A 25,885-nucleotide genomic window follows, 5' to 3' on the forward strand; every position below is an offset into this window, starting at 1 on the left:
ATTAATTAGGATTTGAAGAGTTATTAACTAACTACAACTAGTCAAACTCAAAGTTATTTTATTTGTCAGACTAACTCCTGAACGACAATAAAGACGATTATCTTACTTTGTTGTTAATAAAAAAAATCACTAATTTGGGCTGGTAGCCGTGGTAAGAGCGATCGCTCAAAGCTAACCTCTTCATATCCACTTTTTCAACTGAGTTTGAGGATTGATAATTACATTTTTTTAGTGAAAGTTACCAAAATTAACATGGAACATATTTCTCAACTAGCAACAAATGTCAGAGAAAATAGTGCCTATCCAGATATTTTAGTAATATCGGGTTTGTTCTTACCCAAAGAAGCGGTGATTGGAGAATATCTGTATAATCGTTGTCTTCAAGACCCAGAGAGAATCATTGTTCTTGCTGCTAGTTGTGCCGGTGATGAAAAGTTTGATCGAGATCAGCAATTTCCTATCTATCGTTGGCCTAATTTTCAAGACTGGCTAGGTGATTTTTTGGCAAATTTATGCAAGCCACTGATTAATTTAGTATCTTCATTTGTGCTAGCAATCAAACTTTATTTTCGCTATCACTATCGTTATATTGAATGGGGACACGGCTATGACTTTCCTTCTTTGTTATTACTAAGCTATCTTTTACCTATCCAGTTTTTTATTTATTTACATGGGAATGATATCCGCAATGGATTAGGCAATCCAGTGTGGCGATCGCTATTCAAATTAACATTAAAACGCGCCACTGGCATTGTTTGTAATAGTTCCTTTACAAGAGATTATTTAAGAAGTACTTTCCGCCTACAAACTCCCACCCATGTGATTCATCCAGCCATGAGACCAGAGAAATTTGGTATTGCTACCAACTACAACAATCTGGAAGATTTGCGAATGCAGGTGCGGCAAACTTACAACATCCCCGAAACAGCAGTTGTCATCTTGTCTGTGGGACGATTGGTAAAACAAAAAAGTTTTGAGCGGGTAATTGAGAACTTACCACTATTACTAACTATTGGGGTAGATGTTCACTATATACTTTGTGGTGAAGGCCCTTGTCAATCAGAACTGCAAACTCTAGCACAACGCTTGCGTGTAGACCAACGCGTACACTTTGCTGGCTATGTAACAGAAGGTGAATTAGCAAGTTATTATGCTGCTTGTGACATCTTTGCGATGCTGACGGTGAATGATGCCAAAGCAAGGTTTATTGAAGGTTTTGGTTTGGCATATTTAGAAGCAAGCTACTTTGGTAAACCAGTCATTGCTTCGCGTGCTGGTTCTGTTATCGAAGTGATTCATCATGAAGAAAACGGCATCCTGGTGAATCCTAAATCTGGATACGAAGTTTTTCAAGCCTTTAAACGCTTGTGCCAAGACCAGCAGTTGCGAGAACAATTAGGTCATAAAGGTAAAGAATTAGCCAGGCGCAAAACTCTTCACCGGATGCTTTATCAAGAAAATTAACCACCGCCAACAATGGTAACTACTTCTAAGCGATCGCCTGGCTTGACGGTAGTTTCTGTCCAAAATTGGCGATGTAAAATTTCCCCGTTATACTCCACCGCCACTAAACGAGGGTTAAAACCCAATTCGTGGAGTAAATCAGGCAAAAGAGTTTGAGATGAACAGTTCCGGGTTTCCCCATTCACCTGAAGGCTAATTTGCTCGGACATAAAATAAAGTGTGAAGTGTGAAGTGTGAAGTATGAAGTATGAAGTATGAAGTGTGAAGTATGGTTATCCTACTTTTCAAAAAATGACAAATGACCAATGACTCAATTTTGAATGATCACAGGTTGTGGTTTGACCCGATTTAGCTGAGACATTAAATATTGAGTGACGAGAGTTGGTTGTTCTGCTTGCATGAGCGATCGCACCACTGCCACCCTTTCAGCGCCAGCATCAATCACATCATTGATATTATTGGCATCAATGCCGCCAATGGCAAACCAGGGAATTGGGCTATTTTGGGCGGCGTAGCGGACATATTCTAAGCCAGCCGCAGCTTTACCTAGTTTTGTCGGAGTTTCGTAAACTGGGCCGACTCCTATATAATCTGCACCTTCGGAGATGGCTTTTTGCATCTCTTCGGCATTAGTAGTGGAACGACCGATAATCCTCTGTGGCCCTAATAATTGCCGCGCTAGCGCGATGGGCATATCCTGTTGTCCTAGGTGTACACCATCGGCATCGACAGCTAAAGCTAAGTCTACGCGATCGTTCATAATAAACAACGCCCCGTAAGCATGACATAGCTGCCGCAATTTTGTGGCTTGTTCCAGACGCACAGTATCATCAGTATTTTTATCGCGGTACTGTACCAAGGTCAACCCACCTTTGAGTGCAGATTCTACTGTACCTAACAAAGTGTCTGATGGGGATGTTACTAGATATAAGTGCGATCGCCATAACAATTGATGACGCTGATAACCCATCAAATTACTTTCTAAGGTGTACACGCGATAGCGCATCTGTTTGAATGCTTTGCCCATATTAGAGCTATACAACTTTCCGTATTCTTCTAATACTCGCAATGCTTCTTGAACGCGACAAAAATTTGCTTGCAACAACGATGTAATTCCCGAGCGTTGTTCTTCCTGTGGGTGAGACAAATCCGTACCACTATCACCCACAGTATCTCGTGCTGCTCTGATTTCTGCTGTATGCCATTTAGCTAATTCTTGGCGTAGGTATTTGCATTCTCCTGCTAACTGGGCATTATTCAACCCAAAGCGACACCACTCCTCAATGATGCGTAAGCCTTCACGAGTGCGGTCTAAATTAGCATCTAATATGCGGTAAACAACTTGCTGTATTTGCTCTTTTTGGCTATACGGCTCGACCATTACCACAACTCCATTAGTGCTTTCATCGTAACAGCCAGCCTCTTTCATATGTGCAATGTTTTTAACTTCATTATATTTATTCAGTAAAACGTATTAGGGAAAGTATGAAGTATGAAGTATAAAGTATGAAGTATGTAGATACCCTTTGGGTAGCTTCCCGCAGGGTAATTTCATCCTTCAGTCTTCATCCTTAAAAGTTCTTACTCCCTATCTTTAATTACTTTGTCTTTAAAATAGCCAATCGGTCAATATTGTGGGTAACATTATCGACATATTAGTGTCTAAGGGTATAAGACTTTATTGTTATTTCTTAGGAGTCTTGTAAAAATGTTTTCCCCCATTATGTTGAGTCAACATCGGAGACTGGTACGCAAGCTCATTGCCTTTGATAAACCATATCCACCTCTAGACTTAGCTATACTTATAGCTGTTGGTTACTCAGTCTTTTTTTATACGGTTGGTATGGGAGTGGCAGGCTTAACGTTGCTGGCGATAAACGGCAGCGCCGTTGCTCAGATGCCATCTATACCAGATCGAATGCCCCTGGGTGAAAGAACACTTTCGCAGGTTAATGCGGTGTTTGTCAACCCAAGTATTGGAGATGACACAACAGGTAACGGTAGCGATCGCACCCCCTACAAAACAATTACCCAAGCTCTGCGGGTAGCTACAGGTAATACAACAATTATGCTAGCCCCCGGTAATTACAGTACCCAAACCGGAGAAGAGTTTCCATTGATGCTCAAAGCTGGTGTTTCTATTCAAGGAGATATCAGTAACAAAGGTAATGGAGTGACAATTCAAGGTGGTGGTACATACCTAAGTCGCAGCTATGGCGGACAGAATGTCACGATTGTTGGTGCAAATCAAGCTACGTTAACAGGGGTGACAGTCATTAATTCTCATCCCCGTGGTTATGGTTTGTGGATTGAATCTAGTAATCCCACAATTGCCGAAAATACATTTACAGGCAACACACAAGATGGTGTTGCAGTTAGTGGTAATGGTACACCGACAATTAGTAAAAATTATTTTTATCGCAATGGAGCTAACGGCATCACCCTTAGCGGTCATTCGCAAGCCAAAATCCAAGAAAATATATTTCAAGAAACAGGTTACGCAGTAAATATTACTCAAAATGCGGCTCCTATAGTCATAGGTAATCAAATTCAAAACAACCGTGCTGGAGTTTTAGTCCAAGGAAAGGCGCAGCCGATTTTAAGGAATAATTTAATTGCCGATAGTCAAGAAGACGGTTTGGTAGCGATCGCTCAAGCTATGCCAAACTTAGGTACAGTTACAGAACCAGGCGGTAACGAATTTCGTAACAATGCTCGCTATGATATTAACGCTAATGCTGCTAAACAAGCGATCGCTGCGGCGGGAAATACCCTAGCTAGTCAAAAAATTGTCGGCAACGTAGATTTTAACGCTCAAGTTGCTACTGTTGCGGATAATTCTCAACCTCATCCAGCAAGTAACATTCTTCCTGTCACTACAACCGCCACCGTTGCAGAGCAGCCCCAACCTGCTACCACAAATAACATCGTCCCTGTCACAAATTCGACAACAGAAATTACCTTCTCCGCCCCGCAAGTACCGAAAACGACTAACCAAGTTAGACCATTAGCCAAACCAATTGCGCGTAGACCTAACCCACAACCGCTTACGCCTCCCAAAGGTGGATTTCCTGTACCTAGCAGTGTAGCCGCACAACAACCAGCACCGAGAACTGAAGTTACGGCTTTACCAGTTCGACAATCAGCATCACCACAGCTGAATTACGTGCAGATTAATACTAACGCCATCGAATTTAGCGCGCCTGATGCTAACACCCAAACAACATCTAATCCTAGTGCCGCGCCTTTACCCGTTCCTGATGGTAATGTTCCTCTGGGTAACACTGCCAATATGCGAAAAGTATCAGTTCCCCAAACTAATACAACAGCTTATAATCCCAGCTATTTTCAGCCTGCTAGAGGGACACGTTACCGCATCATCGTAGAAGTAACCAACGACAAAGAACAACAATTAGTTAGATTTGTTGCCCCTGGTGCATTTTCGACAATTTGGCAAGGACGTAAAGTCATGCAAGCGGGAGTATTTAGCGATCGCGCCAATGCTGATGAAATGTTAAAAACACTCACAAGCAATGGGTTAAAAACCATTATGGAACCATTGAATTAAATTAACAATCCATCCTCATAACTCTGTAGAAAAATAGCTTCTGTTCAGCCTGTTTACACAGGCTGTTTTTTTCACCCTATTGAGTGCTGAGTGCTGAGTGCTGAGTGCTGAGTAAGAAAAAGAGTACTCAGTATTTTCTCACTCTTGGTTATGCCCCGCCCCTTGTGGGCAGTCTTTTAACTCAGCACTCTTCACCCTTCACGTTAATCAGCAATGCCAACTTTATCAGCACCAACTTAGTTAATCGTCTAATAAACTCATTAATGCGTCTAATTCAGGGTCTTGAGACTGAGATAACTTAAATCTTAATTCTAAAATTTGGCTTTCTAAGGCCGCAGAAGTATAGATCAAGTTGGATTCTTGAGCAATTTTTAACTGACTTTCTTTAATTCTGATTTTCCGCACTAAGTCGTTGACAATATCTACTGATTCACAATCTTGAGAAATCATAGTCTGACACCTATTAAATTTCTGAGAGTAAAGTGAAATTTATTGTTTGTTTTGTCTATAGCAATCCTATTTGATTTATAAATTACTCAAGGAGCCTAAGAATAGGGTTAAGGAAGTGAATTTATTTACGTTTCATTTAGGACTGTTATAGATAAGGTTGGATTTTAATTTTGAGTAGAAATTTTACATTGTTCTGGCTAAGAGCGATCGCTAATTTATGCTTATTTAAGAAAATTAGTAAACCTTAAATGTTAGAGGATGTTTGACAAGTATTGGGCGAATAGAATTCGCTACTACACAAGCAAAGTCCACCTGCGTGGACTAAGACAAAATCAAGGTTTTCAAACCCAAGTAGCTGGATTTCGTCTATGTAGCCAAGCCACTGCGTTGGGCGGGTTCCCCGACTCCCTCAGTGGCGCGCGATTTCCAATCGCTTTTTAAACAACCTCTGAGACTTTGTTAATTATTGTTACAATTAATTATATTTACTAGTGCTTATAGCTACTTTTATCTTTTCCGGGTTGGTAACAACAACTACTCACTGCTACTAATTTAGAGTTATTGCCAGTATTTTTCATTAAAATCTAGTTATTTTTTAGAACTAAACGCAAAAAACAATCAGTAAGTCAAGATAGGTTGATATATGGATTGCTAATCAGTTGCTGGAAAATATCGTTTATATCTGCTTTGCATCAATCATCAAAACAGTTTGTTATCTCATCCCAGTTAAAGTGATTGACATTAATTCTCATTTGCTTTAAGTTATTTTGAGAATATTTTGTCGGCTATGCTGGCGAGAATAATAGGTAAATTCCTCTAGAGGCTTGAGAAATCGTACATGGATATTAAAAATGTGTTTGTAGCTGGTGGCGTAGTGATGTGGCCACTGCTATTTTTTTCGGTATTGGCGGTAGCGTTAATTATTGAACGGTTAAAGTTTTGGGTTAAAATCAGCAGAAGTCAGCAACGCGTAGTCCGAGATGTTTTAAATACTTACCGTCTAGATAATGTTGTAACTGCTATTGAGATACTGCAAAAGAATGCAGATTTACCCATTGCCCGAATTTTTTTAGCGGCTTTGGAATTAGAAGAACCGACTCCAGAAGAATTTCGCTTGGCTTTAGAAAGTGAAGCCCAAGCAGAGATACCTTTGCTGAAAAGATTTACGACAATCTTTGATACTATTATTTCTCTTGCACCTTTATTAGGTCTTCTGGGTACTGTATTAGGCTTGATTGCGTCTTTCGCTTCTCTCAATTTAGGGGATGTAGGCGGAACCAAAACGGCTGGGGTAACTAGCGGTATTAGTGAAGCATTGGTATCAACAGCATCAGGGTTAGTTGTAGCTATTTTTACATTATTTTTTGCTAATACTTTTCGCGGACTTTATCAAAGACAAATAGCATTGATTCAAGAATACGGTGGAGAATTAGAATTACTTTACCGTCGTCGCTACGAACGAGGAGATAAAGTGTATGCGTCTTCAAGATGAGCCTGATATTCCAGCACAAATTAATATTGTGCCAATGATTGATGTCATATTTGCAATTTTGACATTTTTTATCATGTCAACCTTGTATTTGACTCGTTCTGAGGGTTTACCAGTTAATTTACCTCAAGCCAGTACGGCAAAAACAGAACGCCCAGCACAGGTAACAGTAACAATTAATAGTGCTGGCGAATTATTTTTAAACAAGGAAGCGGTAAGTTTAGAACAATTAGAAGCCAGAGTAAGACAAAAAGTCGAACCACAACAGCAATTAATGGTGGTACTAAATGCTGATGAAGCAGTGAACCACGGTAAAGTTGTAGCTGTGATGGATAAAATTCGCCGCATTGAAGGTGCAAAGTTAGGCATTGCTACTCGCAAATAGTTGCAGTAGCGATAATAACTATGATGATGCTGGCACAGAGAAAAAAGTAGGTTTTCTTTGTGCCTAAAAAATAGGGAGTAGATTTGGATAGCAGGTGACAGCTTGTAAGCTGATATCATGTCTAGTACAAAGACTTATCATCAAGACCGCAGGGGGCAGGGAGCAGGGAGAGTTTTATCTTTCTGCACAGATGAGTTGAATCATAACTGATTTGCCGGACATGAGATGACAAACCTTTTTCTCTTTGAGTTTTATCGTTGATCAATGTCTTCACTATCTTGGCTATGTATTGATTTATGGAATCAATTCAAAATTGCTTGACTTTGACGCAACGTCAACCACCGAATCCTGATGTTGTGGTAAGTTTGACTCTGGCATTGACAGCCCAAGAACGCACCCGCAGCCGTCATCGCTTTGAAACGGAGGATGGACAGGTTGTGTTTTTGCGTTTACCTAGGGGGACTGTACTGCGGGATGGTGATATTTTGCAAGCTGAAACTGATGGTAGTTTAATTAGAGTTGTTGCGAAAGCAGAACCAGTGCTGAGTGTGTTCGCTTCAACGCCACTTTTATTAATGCGGGCAGTATATCATTTAGGAAATCGTCATGTGGCTGTAGAAATTACCCCAAGTTATTTACGCTTATCGCCTGACTCGGTGTTACGGACGATGTTGGAACAGTTGGGGTTAGAAGTTATCGAGGAAGTTACACCATTTCAGCCAGAATTAGGCGCTTATGGACATCACTCTCACGAATAGCCAGTTTTTGTGGATTTTGCAGTTAGCCAGCCCAGCTTTACCTGTTGGTGCTTATAGTTATTCTGAAGGGTTGGAAACTTTAGTAGAAGCAGGAATAGTTTCTCAGCCAGAAGCATTAAAGCAGTGGTTAACCTCAGAACTGCGTTATGGGGCAATTAGGTTAGAGGCGGCGGTGATGTTACGCGCTGTGGAATCTGTAAAAATGGGAGATTTAGAAAGATTGTGTTATTGGAATTGCTGGTTATCAGCAGCGCGAGAAACGCAAGAGTTACGTAATTCTAGCTGGCAGATGGGCCGATCGCTTGCCCAATTACTTGGTAAACTACAACCACAACTGCTGCATACTATTAATAGTGTGGGAAATCCTTGTAATTATGCGATCGCTTTTGGCATCGCTGCCACCCATTATCAAATTAATCCTAACGTTGCTATGCTGGCATATCTGCATAGTTGGGCAACTAATCTCATCACCGCCGGAGTCAAACTCATTCCCCTCGGACAAACCACAGGACAAGAATTATTACTTTATCTACAACCATTAATTAGTGCTGCTGTGCAAGAAATTTTAGTTTTAGCAGATGATGAACTGAGTTGTTGTAGCTGGGGTTTATCCTTAGCAAGTATGCAGCATGAAACCCAATATACAAGGTTGTTTAGAAGTTGAGGATGAAGTGTGAAGTATGAAGTATGAAGTATGAAGTATGAAGTGTGAAATTTCATCATCGAAGTTGGGAGTTTTACGAAGATGACTAAGCCTGATTTTACTCAAATGACTCGTCAAGAATTAAAAGCTTATATCCGACAACACCCTACTGATGATGAAGCTATCAGAGAGTTATTCATCAAACGTCGTAGTCCTGATGCTAAAATTTATCCCTTCCCATATAACATGACTAAAGAAGAGTTAACAGATATTTTCCGTCCCAAGAATACTAACTAAGAAGTTGTTTACAGAGTAAAAATTAAGGGCATTGCTGATTAGTGGGATGTTTTTTGTTTCGCGCAAAGGCGCAAAGGCGCGAAGAATCAATATTTTATTTTTGTTAAACATCTCAATTCATCCCGTATTTATGCAACGCCAAATTAAGTTACTGTCTTTTATATTGCAGTGCATTACAGCTTCAACCTAAAGCACCCACTTAAGATTTACTAATGACTATTGACCATTGACCATTGACAAATGACTATGACCGCATTTCGAGTAGGTGTTGCTGGCCCTGTTGGTTCGGGGAAGACGGCGTTAGTAGATGCGTTGTGTAAAGCGTTACGCGACGAGTATCATATTGCAGTGGTGACGAATGATATTTATACTCAGGAAGATGCACAGTATTTAGTGCGTTCTCAGGCTTTACCAAGCGATCGCATTTTGGGTGTGGAAACTGGCGGCTGTCCGCACACAGCAATTCGTGAAGATGCTTCGATGAATCTGGCGGCAATTGAACAATTAGAACAGCGTTTCCTGAATTTAGATTTAGTCTTTTTAGAAAGCGGTGGCGATAATTTAGCCGCTACCTTTAGTCCTGAATTAGTAGATTTAACAATCTATGTGATTGATGTGGCTGCTGGTGATAAAATTCCCCGCAAAGGTGGGCCAGGAATTACAAAATCTGATTTATTGGTGATTAATAAAATTGACCTTGCACCATTCGTCGGTGCAGATTTAGGCGTGATGGAAAGAGATGCTAAAAAAATGCGCGGTGAGAAACCTTTTATTTTTACAAATTTAAAAACTCAATCGGGTCTAGTAGATGTCATTAACTTTGTGATTAAACATCTAGCATAAAGAATACTGAAAAGATACCCGACTTATTGAATAAGCCGGGTATCTGAAGTTTGCTTGTGTCAGGAAAATAAAGTCTAATATAATAGCAAATTTCTTTTCGTTTGCCTTCTACCTAGTGCTTTATTGTCGGATGATTTTCCTCCAGCTAAAGTTAACAAATGGTAGAGTTAAAATAAGTGAGAGCCTAAATAATTTATTTGGAATTGTAGAAATATTTGCCAACTAACTTCAGCACAGTTTAGTTGGATTTATCCAGTAAAGGTTATTCTTAACAACGCTTAAACTAACGTCTTGCCTCCTTAATAGACTGATGTCTATGAATGGGGCAGTCCTTAATTTATAGCTAAATCCATAATTCTTCAACTAAATATTATCGAACTGCTAAACAGCAGCAATATGCAGTTCTTTTGTTTTTCATCATTAATCTAAATTTTTATGCTCACCTACCCTCGTCGATTGGCAGGGTAACTACTCCTTTCAACTTCCCCAAGGATATAGCAATGGCAACTGAACAGTTAACCAGAGAAAGCGATAATCTTGATTTAAAACAACTTCTAAAAACATTAACTGCTGTTAAAAAAGGTGACTTTTCTGTTCGGATGTCCGTAGACCATACTGGGCTAGCGGGTAAAATATCAGACACGCTCAATGAGATTATTGACCAAAATGAGCGTATGGCATTAGAGTTACAGCGCATTGGGAATGTGGTTGGCAAAGATGGGAAAATTACAGAAAGGGCATCTTTAGGCAATGTCCGTGGCTCTTGGGCAGATTGTGTTAATTCTGTCAACACCCTAATTACAGATTTAGTTCAACCGACTGCTGAGACTACCCGTGTAATTCGGTCGGTGGCGAATGGGGATTTATCTCAAACGATCGCTACAGAAATTGATGGTAAACCCCTCAAGGGTGAGTTTCTGCAAACGGCAAATATTGTTAACACAATGGTCGAACGTCTGGGTTCTTTTGCCTCAGAAGTAACCAGGGTGGCACGGGAAGTGGGAACGGAAGGGAAGTTGGGTGTACAAGCAGAAGTCAAAGGTGTGGCGGGGACGTGGAAAGACCTCACCGACAATGTGAATTTGATGGCGGGGAACCTGACAGGACAGGTACGAAATATTGCTGAGGTTGCAACGGCGATCGCAAATGGTGACTTATCGAAGAAGATTACTGTAGACGTAAAAGGCGAAATTCTAGAGTTGAAAAACACCGTCAATACAATGGTGGATCAACTTAACTCTTTTGCATCAGAAGTAACCAGGGTAGCGCGGGAAGTGGGTACAGAAGGAAAATTAGGTGTACAAGCAGAAGTGCGAGGGGTGGCGGGGACTTGGAAAGACCTCACCGACAATGTGAATTTGATGGCGGGGAACCTGACAGGACAGGTAAGAAATATTGCGGAAGTGGCAACAGCGATCGCTAATGGTGACTTATCCAAAAAGATTACAGTAGATGTAAAAGGCGAAATTCTAGAGTTGAAAAACACCATCAATATCATGGTGGATCAACTGAGTTCCTTTGCATCAGAAGTAACTAGGGTGGCGCGGGAAGTAGGAAGTGAAGGGAAACTGGGCGTACAAGCGGATGTGCGGGGCGTTGCGGGTACGTGGAAGGATTTGACAGACTCGGTAAACTTCATGGCGGGAAGTTTGACAGCCCAAGTAAGAAACATTGCGGAAGTGACAACGGCGGTGGCGAATGGCGACTTGTCGAAGAAAATTACTGTGGATGTGAAGGGTGAGATTTTGGAGTTGAAAAACACTATTAATACAATGGTGGATCAACTTAACTCTTTTGCATCAGAGGTAACTAGGGTAGCGCGGGAAGTGGGAACGGAAGGAAAACTGGGCGTACAAGCAGAAGTGCGAGGGGTGGCGGGGACGTGGAAAGACCTCACCGACAATGTGAATTTGATGGCGGGGAACCTGACAGGACAGGTAAGAAATATTGCGGAAGTGGCAACAGCGATCGCTAATGGTGACTTGTCGAAGAAAATTACTGTAGATGTGAAGGGCGAAATTTTTGAACTGAAAAACACCATCAATATTATGGTGGATCAACTGAGTTCCTTTGCATCAGAAGTAACGCGGGTAGCGAGGGAAGTAGGAAGTGAAGGGAAATTGGGCGTACAAGCAGATGTGCGGGGCGTGGCGGGTACGTGGAAGGATTTGACAGACTCGGTAAACTTCATGGCGGGAAGTTTGACAGCCCAAGTAAGAAACATTGCGGAAGTGACAACGGCGGTGGCGAATGGCGACTTGTCGAAGAAAATTACTGTGGATGTGAAGGGTGAGATTTTGGAGTTGAAAAACACTATTAATACAATGGTGGATCAACTCAACTCCTTCGCATCGGAAGTAACGCGGGTGGCGCGAGAAGTGGGAAGTGAAGGGAAACTGGGCGTACAAGCAGAAGTGCGAGGCGTTGCGGGTACGTGGAAGGATTTGACAGACTCGGTAAACTTCATGGCGGGAAGTTTGACAGCCCAGGTAAGAAATATTGCTGATGTGACGACGGCGGTAGCGAATGGCGACTTGTCCAAGAAAATCACTGTGGATGTGAAGGGCGAAATTTTAGAGTTGAAAAACACCATCAATACAATGGTGGATCAACTGAGTTCCTTTGCATCAGAAGTAACCAGGGTAGCCCGTGAGGTAGGAACAGAAGGAAAACTGGGCGTACAAGCAGAAGTGCGGGGTGTGGCGGGTACTTGGAAAGATTTGACAGGTGCGGTGAATATGATGGCGGGGAACCTCACCGACCAAGTACGTAGTATTGCGGAAGTTGCAACTGCGATCGCAAATGGTGACTTATCCAAGAAAATCACAGTCCAAGTCAAAGGTGAAATTCTCGAACTGAAAAACACCATCAATATCATGGTGGATCAGCTAAACTCCTTCGCCTCGGAAGTAACCAGGGTGGCGAGAGAAGTAGGAAGTGAGGGGAAACTGGGTGTACAAGCGGATGTGAAAGGTGTAGCCGGAACCTGGAAAGACCTCACCGACTCTGTGAACTTCATGGCGGGAAGTTTGACAGCCCAAGTAAGAAACATCGCGGCGGTAACAACGGCGGTAGCGAATGGCGACTTATCCAAGAAAATCTCCGTTGATGTGAAAGGGGAAATTCTCGAACTGAAAAACACCGTCAACACGATGGTAGATCAACTCAACTCCTTCGCCTCGGAAGTAACGCGGGTGGCGCGAGAGGTGGGAACGGAAGGAAAATTAGGCGTACAAGCAGAAGTAAAAGGTGTTGCGGGTACGTGGAAAGACCTCACCGACTCGGTAAACTTCATGGCGGGAAGCTTGACAGCCCAGGTGCGAAACATCGCGGATGTGACGACGGCGGTGGCGAATGGCGACTTGTCCAAAAAAATCACCGTTGATGTGAAGGGTGAAATTCTCGAACTGAAAAACACCATCAATACAATGGTGGATCAGTTGAACTCCTTCGCCTCGGAAGTAACGCGGGTAGCGCGGGAGGTGGGAACAGAAGGTAAATTGGGCGTACAAGCGTACGTCCGAGGGGTTGGCGGTACGTGGAAAGACCTCACCGACAACGTGAATTTAATGGCGGGGAATTTGACAGCCCAGGTGCGGAATATTGCGGAAGTAACGAAGGCGGTGGCGAATGGTGACTTGTCGAAGAAAATCACGGTGGATGTAAAGGGTGAAATTCTCGACTTGAAAAACACCATTAACACAATGGTGGATCAACTTAGTTCCTTCGCCTCAGAAGTAACGCGGGTAGCGCGGGAAGTAGGAACGGAAGGTAAATTAGGCGGTCAAGCCTTGGTGCAAGGTGTGGCGGGTACATGGAAAGACCTCACCGACAATGTAAATTCAATGGCGGGGAACTTAACCGCCCAAGTGCGAGGGATTGCGCGAGTTGTCACCGCCGTGGCGAATGGCGACTTGAAGCGAAAATTGATGCTAGATGCGAAGGGTGAAATTGAAACCTTAGCAGAAACTATCAATGAAATGATTGATACCCTAGCGACCTTCGCCAATCAGGTAACAACCGTAGCGCGGGAAGTGGGAATTGAAGGGAAGTTAGGCGGTCAAGCGAGGGTTCCAGGGGCAGCCGGAACGTGGAAAGACTTGACAGACAACGTAAACGAACTAGCAGCGACCCTGACAACTCAGTTACGCGCGATCGCTGAAGTAGCGACAGCAGTAACAAAAGGTGACTTAACTCGCTCAATCTCCGTAGAAGCCCTAGGTGAAGTGGCAATCCTGAAAGACAACATCAACCAGATGATTGCCAACCTGCGCGAGACAACCCAAAAAAACACCGAACAGGACTGGTTAAAGACCAACCTGGCCAAATTTACCCGAATGCTGCAAGGTCAGCGCGACTTAGAAACTGTATCCAAGCTAATTCTCTCGGAACTTGCACCACTGGTAGGGGCGCAACATGGCGTATTTTACTTAATGGATGCCGGGGAACAACAATCTTATTACCTCAAACTCCTCAGCAGCTATGCCTACCGCGAACGCAAGCATTTAGCCAATCGCTTCCACTTAGGCGAAGGTTTGGTAGGACAATGTGCATTAGAAAAAGAGCGAATTTTATTAACAGAAGTCCCGACAGATTACGTCAAAATTAGCTCTGGTTTAGGCGAATCGGCTCCTCTCAATGTTGTAGTTTTACCAGTCTTATTTGAAGGACAAGTAACCGCAGTCATTGAGTTAGCGTCCTTCCGCCGCTTTAGCGAAATTCACTTAACATTCTTCGACCAACTCACCGAAAGTATTGCAATTGTGCTGAATACGATCGCAGCTTCCATGCGTACCGAAGAATTGCTCAAACAATCCCAATCTTTGGCAGAAGAACTGCAAACCCAGCAAAACGAACTCAAAGAAACCAACAAGCGCCTCGAACAACAAGCCCAATCTCTCAAAACTTCCGAAGATTTACTCAAGAAACAGCAAGAAGAACTCCAGCAAACCAACGCCGAACTCGAAGAAAAAGCCGAGTTGTTGGCACAGCAGAAAAAAGAAGTTGAGCGCAAAAACCGCGAAATCGAACAAGCTAGACGCTCTTTAGAAGAAAAAGCCGAACAATTGGCACTCTCATCCAAATATAAATCAGAGTTTTTGGCGAATATGTCCCACGAACTGCGGACACCGCTAAATAGCTTGTTAATCTTGGCTAAGTTATTGACAGATAACATCGATGGCAACCTCAGCACTAAACAAGTTGAATATAGCCGCACCATTTACTCTGCTGGTAATGACTTATTAGCACTCATCAATGACATCCTCGACCTCGCCAAAATCGAATCGGGAACCATGTCAATTGATATGTCGCAAATGCTAGTCACAGATTTGCGCGACCAGACAGAGCGCACCTTCCGCCAAATTGCCCAAGACAAAGGACTCAACTTCAACATTGAATTAGCTCCTGAATTACCCAAAGCGATTTACACCGACCCAAAACGCTTGCAACAAGTCCTAAAAAACCTACTTTCCAACGCTTTTAAATTTACAGAACGGGGCGAAGTGCGTTTACGAGTCGAAGTCGCCAAGCAGGGCTGGAGTATTAATCAAGAAACCTTAAACCGGGCTTCCCTGGTAGTTGCCTTTTCTGTAATTGACACTGGGATTGGTATTGCACCTGAAAAACAAAAGGTCATTTTTGAAGCCTTCCAACAAGCCGATGGTACTACTAGCCGCAAATACGGCGGGACTGGCTTAGGCTTATCTATCAGTCGGGAAATTGCCCGTCTATTTGGCGGCGAAATTACTTTAGAAAGCAATGTAGCGCAAGGTAGCACCTTCACCTTCTACTTGCCTCAATTTAATGCTGAGACAAGATTAGTTAATCCTGAGCCAACAGCACAGTTATTACTCAATCCGCCATCATCTCTACTGTTTCCCACTACAGCTACAACTCCCACAACAGAATTGGCAGTAATACCAACAACAGTAGCTGCAACTGAGGTAGTTTCGTCTGTAACACCGATAATTCTGCCCAATCCGCACACCCCCTTACTAGAAGACGATCGCACCGAAATCGAAAGCGGCGATCGCGTATTGTTAATTATTGAGGATGACATTAACTTTGCGCGCATCTTATTAGAAATGGCGCATGAGCAAGGATTTAAGGTCGTTACTGCTCAAAATGGCAGCAATGGACTCGCCCTCGCCCAGCAATTTCTACCTGTGGGGATTTTGCTAGACATCCACTTACCAGATATGGACGGTTGGACGGTACTAGATCGTTTAAAACATGACCCCAATACCCGCCATATTCCTGTACATATCATGACCGTCGAAGAAGGACGGCGGCGGAGTTTGCAACTAGGAGCCTTGGCATATTTGCAAAAACCTGCCAGCAGCGAGAGCATATCTGAAGCGTTAAACAAAATCAAAGGTTTCGTTGACCGTCGGGTGAAGAACTTGCTAGTCGTAGAAGATGACGACACTCAACGCCATAGCATTGTTGAATTAATTGGCAATAGCGATGTTGCTACTACTGCTGTCGCCACCGGACACGAAGCCCTAGCCGCTATTACTTCCCAGCAATTTGATTGTCTCGTCCTTGATTTAGGCTTGCCAGATATGAATGGGTTTGAACTGCTTCAGCAAATCAAGCAATTACCTCATGGCGAAGCTTTACCCATCATTATTTACACTGGTATCGAATTGACCAAAGCCCAAGAAACAGAATTACGCAGGATTACAGAAACCATTATAGTCAAAGATGTGCGATCGCCCGAACGCCTGCTAGACGAAACCACATTGTTCCTGCACCGTGTCCAGTCAGCCTTACCAGAACCCAAGCGGCAAATACTTGAACAACTACATTCGCGGGACTATATACTGACGAACAAAAAAGTATTAATTATCGATGATGATGTCCGTAATATTTTTGCCCTAACCAGTATGCTAGAGCGTTATCAAATGCAGGTTATCTATGCAGAAAATGGCAGAGACGGCATCATAATGTTAGAAACTACACCCGAGATTGATGTGGTGTTAATGGATGTGATGATGCCAGAAATGGATGGTTACGAAACAACCAGGCAAATCCGCCAAAACGAGCAATTTAAAACTTTACCAATTATTGCCCTCACCGCGAAAGCTATGCAAGGCGATCGTGAAAAATGTATCGAATCAGGTGCATCAGACTACATCACCAAACCTGTAGATATTGAGCAATTACTTTCTTTACTCAGAGTTTGGTTATACAGATAAATTCTCAAAACAAAAACCCCACCCTATTATTAATGCCAAAAAAGGATATAGTGTGGGGCTTGATTGTTTGTGACAGAATAAGACTGGCAATTTAACCAAAAGCAAAATTGTATAAAACTACAAAATTTACCAACGGCACAATCATCAATAAAATTAACCAAGGATTCTTGCCCAACTTTTTGACAATGTTGACAAAAGCAATAATTAAGAAAATTAATGCCACAAAATTAACTAAAGGAATGAAAAGACCAATAATCCACCAAGGTGATTGATCCCCGGCTTTGTACATAATCCAGGTATTTAAAATTGGAACCCAAGCAAACCAAGCGTCAGATTGTCCTAACTTTTGATAAATGTTGTAAAAGCAATAGGAACCAAAGATATAGCCTGCTACACCAAATATAAAACCCAATAAACTGCCAGCAGTGCTACCACCAGAACCTTGGTCAGACTGAGCCAAAAGATAAACCAAACTCAAAGTATGATTTAGTAAAAACATCGTATTCTTAAAATCAACAAGTAGTTACAGCTACCTTAGTAACATAAGAAAAAATTTCTTATGTAATATTTTTAACAAAACTTTGGTTTTCCAAAACAAGGGTAATGACTAATCACATATTAAAAGCCACCAAAGATACGGTTCATCTTGGTGGGTTTTCTCATCTTTTACAACCAGCGTTGAGCGTTGACTCTGGCGATACCATCGATGTAGAAACTTATACTGGCTATTATATTTACGACCAAGCACCGCCAGATTTTCTGACACCAGAGTTTGTTGATATTTGCCAAAACTTACCATCACAACGCAAAGTAGCAGGCGGGCCGCATTTACTCACAGGGCCGATTTATGTGCGAGATGCCGAACCAGGTGATGTTTTAGAAGTAAGATTAGAGGCGATCGCACCTAGTTTACCAGTTGGCTTTAATGCTATTCGTACAGGTTGGGGAGCCTTACCAGCACAATTTACTCAACCTGCATTAAGATTTATTCCCTTAGATTTAGCCAATAATCTTGCCGAATTTCCATCTCTTAGCGGGATTCAAATTCCCATAAAACCATTTTTTGGTATTTTAGGTGTCGCCACAGCCGAAAGCGATCGCAATTCCATTCCCCCTGGTTGTTATGGTGGTAACATTGATAACCGTGAACTCCAAGCAGGTTCTCGGTTATTTTTGCCAATTTACGTCCCTGGCGCATTATTCTCTATAGGTGATGGTCATTCAGCCCAGGGCGATGGCGAAGTTAACGTAACTGCAATTGAAACTTCGATGAATGGTAGAATATCCTTGATATTACGCAAAGATTTGTCATTTGCCACACCTATTGCTGAGACACCTACTGATATTATCACAATGGGCTTTGCTGATACTTTAGATGCTGCCCTAGAACAAGCTTTAAAAAATATGATTAACTTTCTCGAAATTTTTGCTAACTTATCGCCAGAAGATGCTTATGTATTGTGTAGTTTAGCTGTAAACTTTCGCATCACCCAAGTTGTAAATACTCCTCAAAAAGGTGTTCACGGTATGCTACCTAAATCAATATTCTCACCTAAAATTAGTTGATAATTCAACAACAAACAAAGATTTTTGTATGTCTATTATCCTCTTACAAGTGCTGCTGATTGGTCTAGCTGCTGGTGTCGCTGGCGGAATGTTTGGCATAGGTGGTGGTGCAATTATGGTTCCTGCAATGGTACTGTTGATGGGAATGGATCAAAAATTTGCTACTGGCACTTCCCTTGCAGCCCAAATTTTACCGATTGGAATTTTAGGCGCAGCAGTTTATTACCGCAGTGGTAACATCAATATTAAATATGCAGTAGTGATTGCAGTTGGTTTATTAGTAGGTAATCTTTTTGGCGCGTTATTTGCCAATCAGCCATTTATTAGCAGTGAAACAATGAAAAAGCTGTATGGCATCTTTTTATTAATTATCGGTGCTAGATATTTGTTTTTCCGTTAATTATTAATTGCGGTAAGGAAGAGATAGGTTTAAAAGTGTAAGGTGTGAGTCGGAAAAACCCTTACACCCCTAAAACCTTACCCGAATTAGAAAGTCTGAGTTAATCATAATAACTAACTTATAGCCGTCGAAGCATAGATTAGGAATATGTTGATAGCTAAAACTCCGGAAAATATTGAGTTTATACTCAGCACTCAGCACTTTACTATAAATGGTGTTGTAATAAACCAATCATTACTTCTGGTAATTCTAAATGAGGTAAGACTCCAGCATCAGCGATCGCATAAAATTCTTTAATAGCATCAGTATTTAAATTCGCTAGCCTGCGCCCTAATTTGATAGAAGTAAATTGTGCCTTTTCGCCCCAAAAAACGACACTAGGAATAGTTAATTGTTGAATATATAAACTCAAATCAAAATACAAATCACCACGCAAAAATGCTAACGCAGCAAACTTCGCATTTGACTGTTGTGCTGAAGTTAAATAAGCCGCAACCATTTCTTGAGTAACGCGTTCTGGTTTAGCAAATAAAAAACTTTGTAAAAAATTTCTGACAGCCCATTCATTTTCTGCACCCAACGCATATATTAAACTATCTACTAAAGGCGTATTAATCACAGACAATGGTAGTCTACGCCCTGCACCTTGACCAAAGTCATCAAATCCAGAAGGACAGACTAAATATAATGATTGGAATAATTGCGGTTGACTAATAGCTAAACGAATAGTTAACGCCGCCGTCAAAGATGAAGCTACAACTTTGACAGGCTGACGACAAGTTTGAGTAATCAATTCAGCAATTGCTGTCAGATAATCTTTAATTTGATAATCACGTACAGGGTGTGCAGAGTCACCCCAACCAATTAAATCAGGGGCTAAAATGCGATAGTTTGGTGCAAAAGCTGGATACACCTTCGACCATTCATAAGCAGAAGCCCCACCCCCAAAGTTATGCAAAAATATTAGCGGGGGTAAATCTTCATGATCAGCATTCAACCAAGGTGCAGATGTTTGAGTGTAATAAACCATCGCACCTAAGGAAGTATGAATCACTTTATGCCCAAAGCCAGGAGGTTGAAACTGAAGCATAAAAAGTATGAAGTATGAAGTATGAAGTATGAAGTATGAAATGAATTATTTAAGTAAAAATTAAAAAGTTTTCTTTTTTACTCCCTATTGCTTATTCCCTATTGCCCACTCCCTTTATTTAGCATTATCCCTAGTAATATGAATTAGCTGATTTAAATTGTCGCCAGCTATTTTATAAGCAGTTCCAAAACCGATAACAAAACGTCCCGCACTTGGAGTAAGCTGAAAAATCCGAAAGTCACCTAAGCTTTTAAAGATTTCAATCATTTCTCCAAAACGGTCTTGAAATTGGTCAACAATTTTAAGCCAAGTGTCCGTATCGCGTTCTATTAAAGTGGCAGTACAATCAAAACTTAAGCGCCGACGGGCAAAAATATTATTACTTTTCGCTTCATCATCAATAAATAAAACACTCACACGCGGATTTGCATAAAGATTTTGCGTGTGTGTTGCCAAGTCGCTGATGTAAATGTAAATGTTTTTTGCCTCATCTATGACAAAAGGCGCGTAACTACTGTTAGGTATCCCGGCTTGGCTGATAGTGCTAATGATGACACTTTGAAACTCCTGAGGGAAACCTTCATATTCAGCTTGAGCTTTTTCTAGCTGGCTCATAAGTAATTTTTTGTATGATTAGCAACTTTCGATTAAGTATTTTAGCTTTTTTGGGCGATCGCTCAAAAAATCAACGAATTACCCTAATTGTAGCCACAGCAAAAACCGATATCATGTAACAAGCAGCAAGTAATGAGGACGCAATTGTGAATGATCAAAATCGTTCTCGATGGGACTTAGGCAGATTTATCAAAACCCTGTCTTACTTTGAGGTTATCCCTTTTCTCAACTGCATCCAAAAACTCATTCAAGGTCGTCCCCAAAATCAGCAAGATAGACCTAATGGAGGAAAAAAAGTGGGTGTAATCTTAGTAGCGGGCGCAACAGGCGGGCTAGGTCAAAAAGTCGTCCAAAAACTCAGACAACGCGGTTATCAAGTACGTGGCTTAGTCCGCGATATTGCCAAAGCACGGTCAATTCTTGGGAATGATGTTGACTTAGTAGTAGCAGATATCACCAAACCCGAAACTTTAAATGGCTTAGTCATGGCGAATGTGCAAGCCGTTATTTGTTGTACAGCAGTGCGTGTCCAACCAGTTGAAGGAGACACAGCCGATAGAGCAAAATACTATCAAGGCATTAAATTTTACCAGCCTGAAATCGTAGGTGACACTCCGGAAAACGTCGAATACCAAGGTGTCAAAAACTTAGTAGCAGCAGCAGCAAAATATCTCCCCGCCGCTAATGAAAAACTTATATTTGATTTTACCCACCCTTCGACAGAATTAAAAAATATCTGGGGTGCATTAGATGATGTGGTGATGGGTGGTGTCAGTTCTAGTAATATTCAATTAACACAAAATACTGCTGTGTTTGCTGGTAATGTTTCCACAGCCAACTCAGGCGGATTTGCATCTGTAAGAACTAAAAATTTTGACCCACCTTTTAATTTATCTGGCTATACAGGTGTCGAATTACGCGTTAAAGGTGACGGTCAACGTTATAAAATGTTCTTGCGTCCCGATGCAACTTGGGACGGTTTAGGATACAGCTATTCTTTTGATACTGTAGCAGATACTTGGATCAATATTCGCGTTCCTTTTACAGAATTAACTCCTGTATTTCGCGCCAAAACTGTTAAAGATGCACCATCATTAAATACTCAGAAAATTAGCTCATTTCAACTCATGTTGAGCAAATTTGAATATGATGGGGCTTTAAATCCCAAATTTACAGCCGGTAATTTTAGTTTGCAAGTGGAATATATTAAAGCCTATGGTGGTGAGGCTTTACCACAATTTATTCTGGTCAGTTCCGCAGGGGTGACGCGTCCCGGAAGACCAGGGATTAATCTAGAAGAAGAACCACCCGCAGTCAGACTTAATGACCAATTAGGTGGAATATTAACCTGGAAATTAAAAGGCGAAGATAGTTTAAGAGTCAGTGGTATTCCTTACACAATTATTCGACCTTGCGCGTTAACACAAGAGGCCGGAGGACAAGAATTAATCTTTGACCAAGGTGATAATATTCGCGGCAAAATCAGCCGAGAGGATGTGGCAGAACTTTGTGTACAAACGTTAGAACAAAGTCAAGCCTATAATGTCACCTTTGAAGTTAAACAAGGGGAAAATCAGGCTAATGTCATTACTTGGCAACAACTATTTTCTCAATTGCAACCTGATAAATGAAAAATATCAAAGTACTAACTCTCGTTGTGGCGTTAGTATTAATTCTTTGGGGTGGTCTGTTTTCTAATACGGCATCGTCACAGCAAATTGAATCTCGCCTCAACAACTTAGAAGCAGATGTTAATCGGCTGGAATCACGTTTTAGCCAACTCGAATCTCAACTTGGCCAAAATCGTCAGCCTTCATCTACAAGAACAACACTAACACCACGACAGTCAAGTGGTAGAGGTAATCTCTCACAATCAGAACGCGATAAAATGTTTGACCGATTAGCAACTTTAGTGGTTGAATTAAAGCAACAAGTCAATACCTTAGAGCAGCGCATTGCTAAATTAGAAACACGACGCTGATTGCTCAATATTAATTATTATGACAGAAAACATTCAAACAACAGCCACTTACGAAGGTGGCTGTCATTGTGGTGCAGTACGCTTTCGAGTCATAGTTGACAAACACAAAGTTGATGATTGTAACTGCTCAATATGTAGCAAGAAAGGTTTTTTACATTTAATTGTGCCGCAAGATAGATTTACTTTGCTCAGAGGAGAAGATAAATTAACAACTTACAAATTTAATACCGGAGTAGCTCAACACAAATTTTGTAGCGTGTGTGGTATACATTCTTTTTACATTCCTCGCAGTCATCCTGATTGTGTAGATGTCAATGTCCGCTGTTTAGATAGTAATGTAATAGGTAATTTTGAAATTGTGCCTTTCGATGGTGCAAATTGGGAAGCCAATATTCACAAGTTGATTAATTAATACTCATCATCTCCCCGAATTTTTGAAGAAGTCAGGTAGCTGAATTTTCATTTTTTTATTTAACACGAATTTGAAAAATGATTGCCATTTCCCATCCAAAATCAAAAATCCTAACATTGTGTGAATTTGATGATTTGGACGAAACAGTAACGATTTCAGCTATCTCCAACTTAGGTTACTGAGGCACAACTACCGTGATGATACTTTTGTTATCAATCAGGCAAAAATATTTAGAATAGCAGAATTTGATAATTTAGCTCCCTATTTATATACATAGTAAAAATAACTTTTTTATTTACACAATAATTTTATTAAAGTCGAAAATTCGTAGAACATTGAGAGAATATAGAAAAATTTGAGGAGATTGTCAACAATCTTTCTCAGTATCTAATTTTTGCTGTTATGTTGGAAAAATTTGACCTCATATCCGGGTAATCAAGGATGATGCTGACAATTTGTGCAAAATCTCTGCTTCCTGGAATGGTCTTAATGATAAGTCTTTCGCCAGATGCGATAGTACTGATAAAGCATTTTTTTAAGAAGAAATGCAAAATATTTATTTTTGTAGAGAAAATACTAAGGAAATCTGAGGAAAATAGAAAAACAACAAAAATAGATTGTATAACAGGATGTATAGGAGTGAATTGATATCTATTAGCCTTTTTGATGTTCTGACATAATTCATTAACTGAATAGGATGCTTAAGTCTGCATCTAAAAATTATTCAGATTATGCCAGTTGATTGGCTTATCGTTTTGAATAAGGGCAAATTTCTATGAATCAACCATATCTTTCTCCTGATGATTTCCCCACTCATAGAACAACAATAATTAGTGAAGTATTACTTAGCCAACTAGAAGAAACAATTAAACATCGCTTTTTTTTAGTTTGCGATCGCACAGTCCGTGTTTTATTATCAAGTTGTCACTGGTATTTCAAAATCAATAGCGGTATTCTCATATTAATCATGGTTTGTCATGATATAGAAAGCTATCAAAATATTATGATGACTGTTCCCTATTTAGCTGATAAGTTAAAACGTTTTGCCAATCAAGCTAAAATTAGTATTAGTTCTCCAGTCAACCAAGGTATTCCTTGGGTTATTGGTATCAATGATATTTTTCCTGGGGAAGATTCATCTCATATGTAAATCACACATAGCAGTGATAATTTAATTGTCACAATCAAGCTCCCCGAATTCTTTACGAAGTCGGGGAGCTAAACTTTTGTTGTGATAAAGTTTTAAAACTCAGCATTTTGGGGTGTACGCGGAAACGGAATTACATCCCGAATATTGCCCATACCCGTCATAAATTGTACAAGTCTTTCAAAACCTAAACCAAAACCCGCGTGAGGTACAGTTCCAAAACGGCGTAAGTCTAAATACCACCACAAATCTTCGGGTTTCATTCCTTGCGCTATAACTCGACGTTCTAAAACATCTAAACGTTCTTCTCTTTGCGAACCGCCGATAATTTCACCAATTTTTGGCGCAAGAATATCCATTGCCCGCACGGTTTTTTCATCATCATTCAACCGCATATAAAATGCTTTAATTTGTGCAGGATAATCTGTGACAATTACAGGCTTTTTAAATAGCTGTTCTGCCAGATAGCGCTCGTGTTCTGATTGTAAATCTAAACCCCAACTTACAGGATATTCAAATTTAACATCTGCTTTTTCTAACAACTTAACAGCATCTGTATAAGTCAGACGTTCAAATTGATTATTAACAATATTTTCGGCTGTGGCTATAACAGTATTATCAATGCGCTCATTGAAAAACTGCATATCTTCTGGGCATTTTTCTAACACATAATTAAAAATATGCTTGAGAAATGCCTCGGCTAAATCCATATCACCTTCTAAATCACAAAATGCCATTTCTGGCTCAACCATCCAAAATTCTGCGAGGTGGCGAGAGGTGTTAGAATTTTCGGCACGGAAGGTGGGGCCAAAGGTGTAGACGTTAGAAAAAGCCATTGCCATGACTTCTGCTTCTAACTGTCCACTAACTGTTAAATATGTGGGTTTAGCGAAAAAGTCTTGCGTATAATCTATAGCTTGGTTGTCAGTGCGGGGAACGTTTTTGAGATCGAAACTAGTGACACTAAATAATTCACCTGCACCTTCGCAATCACTGGCGGTAATAATGGGAGTGTGTACCCACAAAAAGCCGCGTTCTTGAAAAAATTGGTGAATGGCTGTAGAACACGCATTTCTGACGCGGAAAACTGCACCAAAGGAATTTGTACGCGATCGCAAATGTCCAATCGTGCGTAAAAATTCAAAAGAGTGGCGTTTCTTTTGCAAAGGATAAGTTTCGGGATCAGCTTCACCGTAGACTTTCACCGCCTCGGCTTTTAATTCAATACGCTGTCCTTTCCCTTGCGAAGCTACCAGTACGCCGTTAACTTCCACCGACGCGCCTGTATTAAGTTTTTTTAAAATTGCCTCGTAGTCTGGCAAATCTTGATTGATGACAACTTGCAAATTCGCTAGTGATGAACCGTCGTTGACTTCAATAAAAGCAAAACCTTTTAAGTCACGCTTTGTTCTTACCCAGCCTTGAACCACAAGAGACTCATCCGGTTGACCACTTCGCAATATTTCTGCAACTCGTCTACTTACCATATTATGCAATCGATATGACTTCGATATAAGGAATACAACTATTTTATGAATGCTAACAGCTAATTCATTTCAACATCCAATCATTGAG

The 25,885-nt window shown here is 41.0% G+C and carries 23 protein-coding genes; 16 read left to right on the plus strand and 7 right to left on the minus strand.

All coding sequences use genetic code 11. The features are described 5' to 3' along the window. Positions 1–252 precede the first annotated feature (252 nt). A complete protein-coding gene (locus tag H6G69_RS22285) occupies positions 253–1,464 on the plus strand; it encodes a glycosyltransferase family 4 protein (RefSeq protein WP_190691311.1) in 1,212 nt (403 codons plus the stop codon). On the opposite strand, the gene thiS is transcribed toward H6G69_RS22285, so the two are convergent. Further along, positions 1,461–1,673: a sulfur carrier protein ThiS gene (gene thiS / locus H6G69_RS22290; protein ID WP_190691312.1), complete on the minus strand. Its 213-nt coding sequence runs from the start codon at positions 1,671–1,673 to the stop codon at positions 1,461–1,463. The two genes, H6G69_RS22285 and thiS, sit on opposite strands and share 4 nt — an antisense overlap. Positions 1,674–1,774: 101 nt before the next feature. After that, positions 1,775–2,893, minus strand: coding sequence for a thiamine phosphate synthase (locus H6G69_RS22295; protein WP_190691313.1), 1,119 nt, complete (start codon positions 2,891–2,893; stop codon positions 1,775–1,777). 279 nt (positions 2,894–3,172) lie between these two features. Here H6G69_RS22295 and H6G69_RS22300 point away from each other — a divergent pair, with 279 nt between their 5' ends. After that, a complete protein-coding gene (locus tag H6G69_RS22300) occupies positions 3,173–5,032 on the plus strand; it encodes a DUF1565 domain-containing protein (protein WP_190691314.1) in 1,860 nt (619 codons plus the stop codon). Positions 5,033–5,272: 240 nt separating this feature from the next. Here H6G69_RS22300 and H6G69_RS22305 read toward each other — a convergent pair whose 3' ends face one another. After that, positions 5,273–5,482 carry a hypothetical protein gene (locus H6G69_RS22305; protein WP_190691315.1) on the minus strand — a complete coding sequence of 70 codons (210 nt, stop codon included), beginning with the start codon at positions 5,480–5,482 and terminating at the stop codon, positions 5,273–5,275. A gap of 258 nt (positions 5,483–5,740) precedes the next feature. On the opposite strand from H6G69_RS22305, the gene H6G69_RS22310 reads away from it, so the two are divergent. The 8 genes from H6G69_RS22310 to H6G69_RS22345 all read left to right on the plus strand — a co-directional run bounded on the left by H6G69_RS22310 (position 5,741) and on the right by H6G69_RS22345 (position 17,099). After that, a complete protein-coding gene (locus H6G69_RS22310) occupies positions 5,741–5,923 on the plus strand; it encodes a hypothetical protein (protein ID WP_190691316.1) in 183 nt (60 codons plus the stop codon). 397 nt (positions 5,924–6,320) lie between these two features. Beyond that, entirely contained in the window at positions 6,321–6,974 is a 654-nt protein-coding gene (locus H6G69_RS22315; RefSeq protein ID WP_190691317.1) for a MotA/TolQ/ExbB proton channel family protein, read from the plus strand. Further along, the gene (locus H6G69_RS22320; protein ID WP_190691318.1) at positions 6,958–7,356 is read left to right on the plus strand and encodes a biopolymer transporter ExbD; all 399 of its coding nucleotides are present in this window, start codon (positions 6,958–6,960) and stop codon (positions 7,354–7,356) included. Before H6G69_RS22315 ends, H6G69_RS22320 begins: the two co-directional genes overlap by 17 nt. A 296-nt stretch (positions 7,357–7,652) precedes the next feature. Further along, positions 7,653–8,114: an urease accessory protein UreE gene (gene ureE / locus H6G69_RS22325; protein WP_190691319.1), complete on the plus strand. Its 462-nt coding sequence runs from the start codon at positions 7,653–7,655 to the stop codon at positions 8,112–8,114. After that, the gene (locus tag H6G69_RS22330; protein WP_190691320.1) at positions 8,092–8,778 is read left to right on the plus strand and encodes an urease accessory protein UreF; all 687 of its coding nucleotides are present in this window, start codon (positions 8,092–8,094) and stop codon (positions 8,776–8,778) included. Before ureE ends, H6G69_RS22330 begins: the two co-directional genes overlap by 23 nt. Positions 8,779–8,859: 81 nt before the next feature. Next, a complete protein-coding gene (locus H6G69_RS22335) occupies positions 8,860–9,054 on the plus strand; it encodes a DUF6887 family protein (RefSeq protein WP_190691321.1) in 195 nt (64 codons plus the stop codon). Positions 9,055–9,300: 246 nt separating this feature from the next. After that, positions 9,301–9,897, plus strand: coding sequence for an urease accessory protein UreG (gene ureG, locus H6G69_RS22340; RefSeq protein WP_190691361.1), 597 nt, complete (start codon positions 9,301–9,303; stop codon positions 9,895–9,897). Positions 9,898–10,397: 500 nt separating this feature from the next. Continuing rightward, positions 10,398–17,099 (plus strand): HAMP domain-containing protein, encoded by a 6,702-nt coding sequence (locus H6G69_RS22345; RefSeq protein ID WP_190691322.1) that lies wholly within the window; start codon positions 10,398–10,400, stop codon positions 17,097–17,099. A gap of 91 nt (positions 17,100–17,190) precedes the next feature. Here the strand turns inward: H6G69_RS22345 and H6G69_RS22350 are convergent, their stop codons facing one another. Then, positions 17,191–17,598 (minus strand): DUF5684 domain-containing protein, encoded by a 408-nt coding sequence (locus H6G69_RS22350; RefSeq protein ID WP_190691323.1) that lies wholly within the window; start codon positions 17,596–17,598, stop codon positions 17,191–17,193. Positions 17,599–17,702: 104 nt separating this feature from the next. Between H6G69_RS22350 and H6G69_RS22355 the strand changes: the two genes are divergently transcribed. Both H6G69_RS22355 and H6G69_RS22360 read left to right on the plus strand, forming a co-directional pair. After that, positions 17,703–18,665, plus strand: coding sequence for an acetamidase/formamidase family protein (locus H6G69_RS22355; RefSeq protein WP_190691324.1), 963 nt, complete (start codon positions 17,703–17,705; stop codon positions 18,663–18,665). Between the two features lie 28 nt (positions 18,666–18,693). After that, positions 18,694–19,065: a sulfite exporter TauE/SafE family protein gene (locus H6G69_RS22360; RefSeq protein WP_190691325.1), complete on the plus strand. Its 372-nt coding sequence runs from the start codon at positions 18,694–18,696 to the stop codon at positions 19,063–19,065. 205 nt (positions 19,066–19,270) lie between these two features. On the opposite strand, the gene H6G69_RS22365 is transcribed toward H6G69_RS22360, so the two are convergent. After that, complete coding sequence (locus tag H6G69_RS22365; RefSeq protein WP_190691326.1) at positions 19,271–20,155, minus strand: alpha/beta fold hydrolase; 885 nt, start codon at positions 20,153–20,155, stop codon at positions 19,271–19,273. Positions 20,156–20,269: 114 nt separating this feature from the next. Continuing rightward, positions 20,270–20,770: a HugZ family protein gene (locus H6G69_RS22370; RefSeq protein WP_190691327.1), complete on the minus strand. Its 501-nt coding sequence runs from the start codon at positions 20,768–20,770 to the stop codon at positions 20,270–20,272. A gap of 146 nt (positions 20,771–20,916) precedes the next feature. Here H6G69_RS22370 and H6G69_RS22375 point away from each other — a divergent pair, with 146 nt between their 5' ends. The 4 genes from H6G69_RS22375 to H6G69_RS22390 all read left to right on the plus strand — a co-directional run bounded on the left by H6G69_RS22375 (position 20,917) and on the right by H6G69_RS22390 (position 24,313). Next, entirely contained in the window at positions 20,917–22,401 is a 1,485-nt protein-coding gene (locus tag H6G69_RS22375) for a CIA30 family protein (RefSeq protein ID WP_190691328.1), read from the plus strand. Next, the gene (locus tag H6G69_RS22380; protein WP_190691329.1) at positions 22,398–22,751 is read left to right on the plus strand and encodes a carbohydrate porin; all 354 of its coding nucleotides are present in this window, start codon (positions 22,398–22,400) and stop codon (positions 22,749–22,751) included. Before H6G69_RS22375 ends, H6G69_RS22380 begins: the two co-directional genes overlap by 4 nt. Before the next feature lie 19 nt (positions 22,752–22,770). Then, positions 22,771–23,163: a GFA family protein gene (locus H6G69_RS22385; protein ID WP_190691330.1), complete on the plus strand. Its 393-nt coding sequence runs from the start codon at positions 22,771–22,773 to the stop codon at positions 23,161–23,163. Between the two features lie 775 nt (positions 23,164–23,938). Then, positions 23,939–24,313: a hypothetical protein gene (locus H6G69_RS22390; RefSeq protein WP_190691331.1), complete on the plus strand. Its 375-nt coding sequence runs from the start codon at positions 23,939–23,941 to the stop codon at positions 24,311–24,313. Between the two features lie 92 nt (positions 24,314–24,405). Here the strand turns inward: H6G69_RS22390 and asnS are convergent, their stop codons facing one another. After that, positions 24,406–25,797 (minus strand): asparagine--tRNA ligase, encoded by a 1,392-nt coding sequence (gene asnS, locus H6G69_RS22395; protein ID WP_190691332.1) that lies wholly within the window; start codon positions 25,795–25,797, stop codon positions 24,406–24,408. Positions 25,798–25,885 lie beyond the last annotated feature (88 nt).

The sequence above is a fragment of the Nostoc sp. FACHB-110 genome, from assembly GCF_014697425.1.
Taxonomy (GTDB): Bacteria; Cyanobacteriota; Cyanobacteriia; order Cyanobacteriales; family Nostocaceae; genus Nostoc_B.

Coding starts and splice junctions, on each gene's coding strand:
- H6G69_RS22380 (WP_190691329.1), top strand. CDS start 22,398: ATGAAAAATATCAAAGTACTAACTCTCGTTGTGGCGTTAGTATTAATT.
- H6G69_RS22305 (WP_190691315.1), bottom strand. CDS start 5,482: ATGATTTCTCAAGATTGTGAATCAGTAGATATTGTCAACGACTTAGTG.
- H6G69_RS22365 (WP_190691326.1), bottom strand. CDS start 20,155: ATGCTTCAGTTTCAACCTCCTGGCTTTGGGCATAAAGTGATTCATACT.
- H6G69_RS22315 (WP_190691317.1), top strand. CDS start 6,321: ATGGATATTAAAAATGTGTTTGTAGCTGGTGGCGTAGTGATGTGGCCA.
- H6G69_RS22345 (WP_190691322.1), top strand. CDS start 10,398: ATGGCAACTGAACAGTTAACCAGAGAAAGCGATAATCTTGATTTAAAA.
- H6G69_RS22310 (WP_190691316.1), top strand. CDS start 5,741: ATGTTTGACAAGTATTGGGCGAATAGAATTCGCTACTACACAAGCAAA.
- H6G69_RS22330 (WP_190691320.1), top strand. CDS start 8,092: ATGGACATCACTCTCACGAATAGCCAGTTTTTGTGGATTTTGCAGTTA.
- H6G69_RS22335 (WP_190691321.1), top strand. CDS start 8,860: ATGACTAAGCCTGATTTTACTCAAATGACTCGTCAAGAATTAAAAGCT.
- thiS (WP_190691312.1), bottom strand. CDS start 1,673: ATGTCCGAGCAAATTAGCCTTCAGGTGAATGGGGAAACCCGGAACTGT.
- H6G69_RS22355 (WP_190691324.1), top strand. CDS start 17,703: ATGACTAATCACATATTAAAAGCCACCAAAGATACGGTTCATCTTGGT.
- ureG (WP_190691361.1), top strand. CDS start 9,301: ATGACCGCATTTCGAGTAGGTGTTGCTGGCCCTGTTGGTTCGGGGAAG.
- H6G69_RS22370 (WP_190691327.1), bottom strand. CDS start 20,770: ATGAGCCAGCTAGAAAAAGCTCAAGCTGAATATGAAGGTTTCCCTCAG.
- H6G69_RS22385 (WP_190691330.1), top strand. CDS start 22,771: ATGACAGAAAACATTCAAACAACAGCCACTTACGAAGGTGGCTGTCAT.
- asnS (WP_190691332.1), bottom strand. CDS start 25,797: ATGGTAAGTAGACGAGTTGCAGAAATATTGCGAAGTGGTCAACCGGAT.
- H6G69_RS22390 (WP_190691331.1), top strand. CDS start 23,939: ATGAATCAACCATATCTTTCTCCTGATGATTTCCCCACTCATAGAACA.
- H6G69_RS22285 (WP_190691311.1), top strand. CDS start 253: ATGGAACATATTTCTCAACTAGCAACAAATGTCAGAGAAAATAGTGCC.
- H6G69_RS22320 (WP_190691318.1), top strand. CDS start 6,958: ATGCGTCTTCAAGATGAGCCTGATATTCCAGCACAAATTAATATTGTG.
- ureE (WP_190691319.1), top strand. CDS start 7,653: ATGGAATCAATTCAAAATTGCTTGACTTTGACGCAACGTCAACCACCG.
- H6G69_RS22295 (WP_190691313.1), bottom strand. CDS start 2,893: ATGAAAGAGGCTGGCTGTTACGATGAAAGCACTAATGGAGTTGTGGTA.
- H6G69_RS22300 (WP_190691314.1), top strand. CDS start 3,173: ATGTTTTCCCCCATTATGTTGAGTCAACATCGGAGACTGGTACGCAAG.
- H6G69_RS22350 (WP_190691323.1), bottom strand. CDS start 17,598: ATGTTTTTACTAAATCATACTTTGAGTTTGGTTTATCTTTTGGCTCAG.
- H6G69_RS22360 (WP_190691325.1), top strand. CDS start 18,694: ATGTCTATTATCCTCTTACAAGTGCTGCTGATTGGTCTAGCTGCTGGT.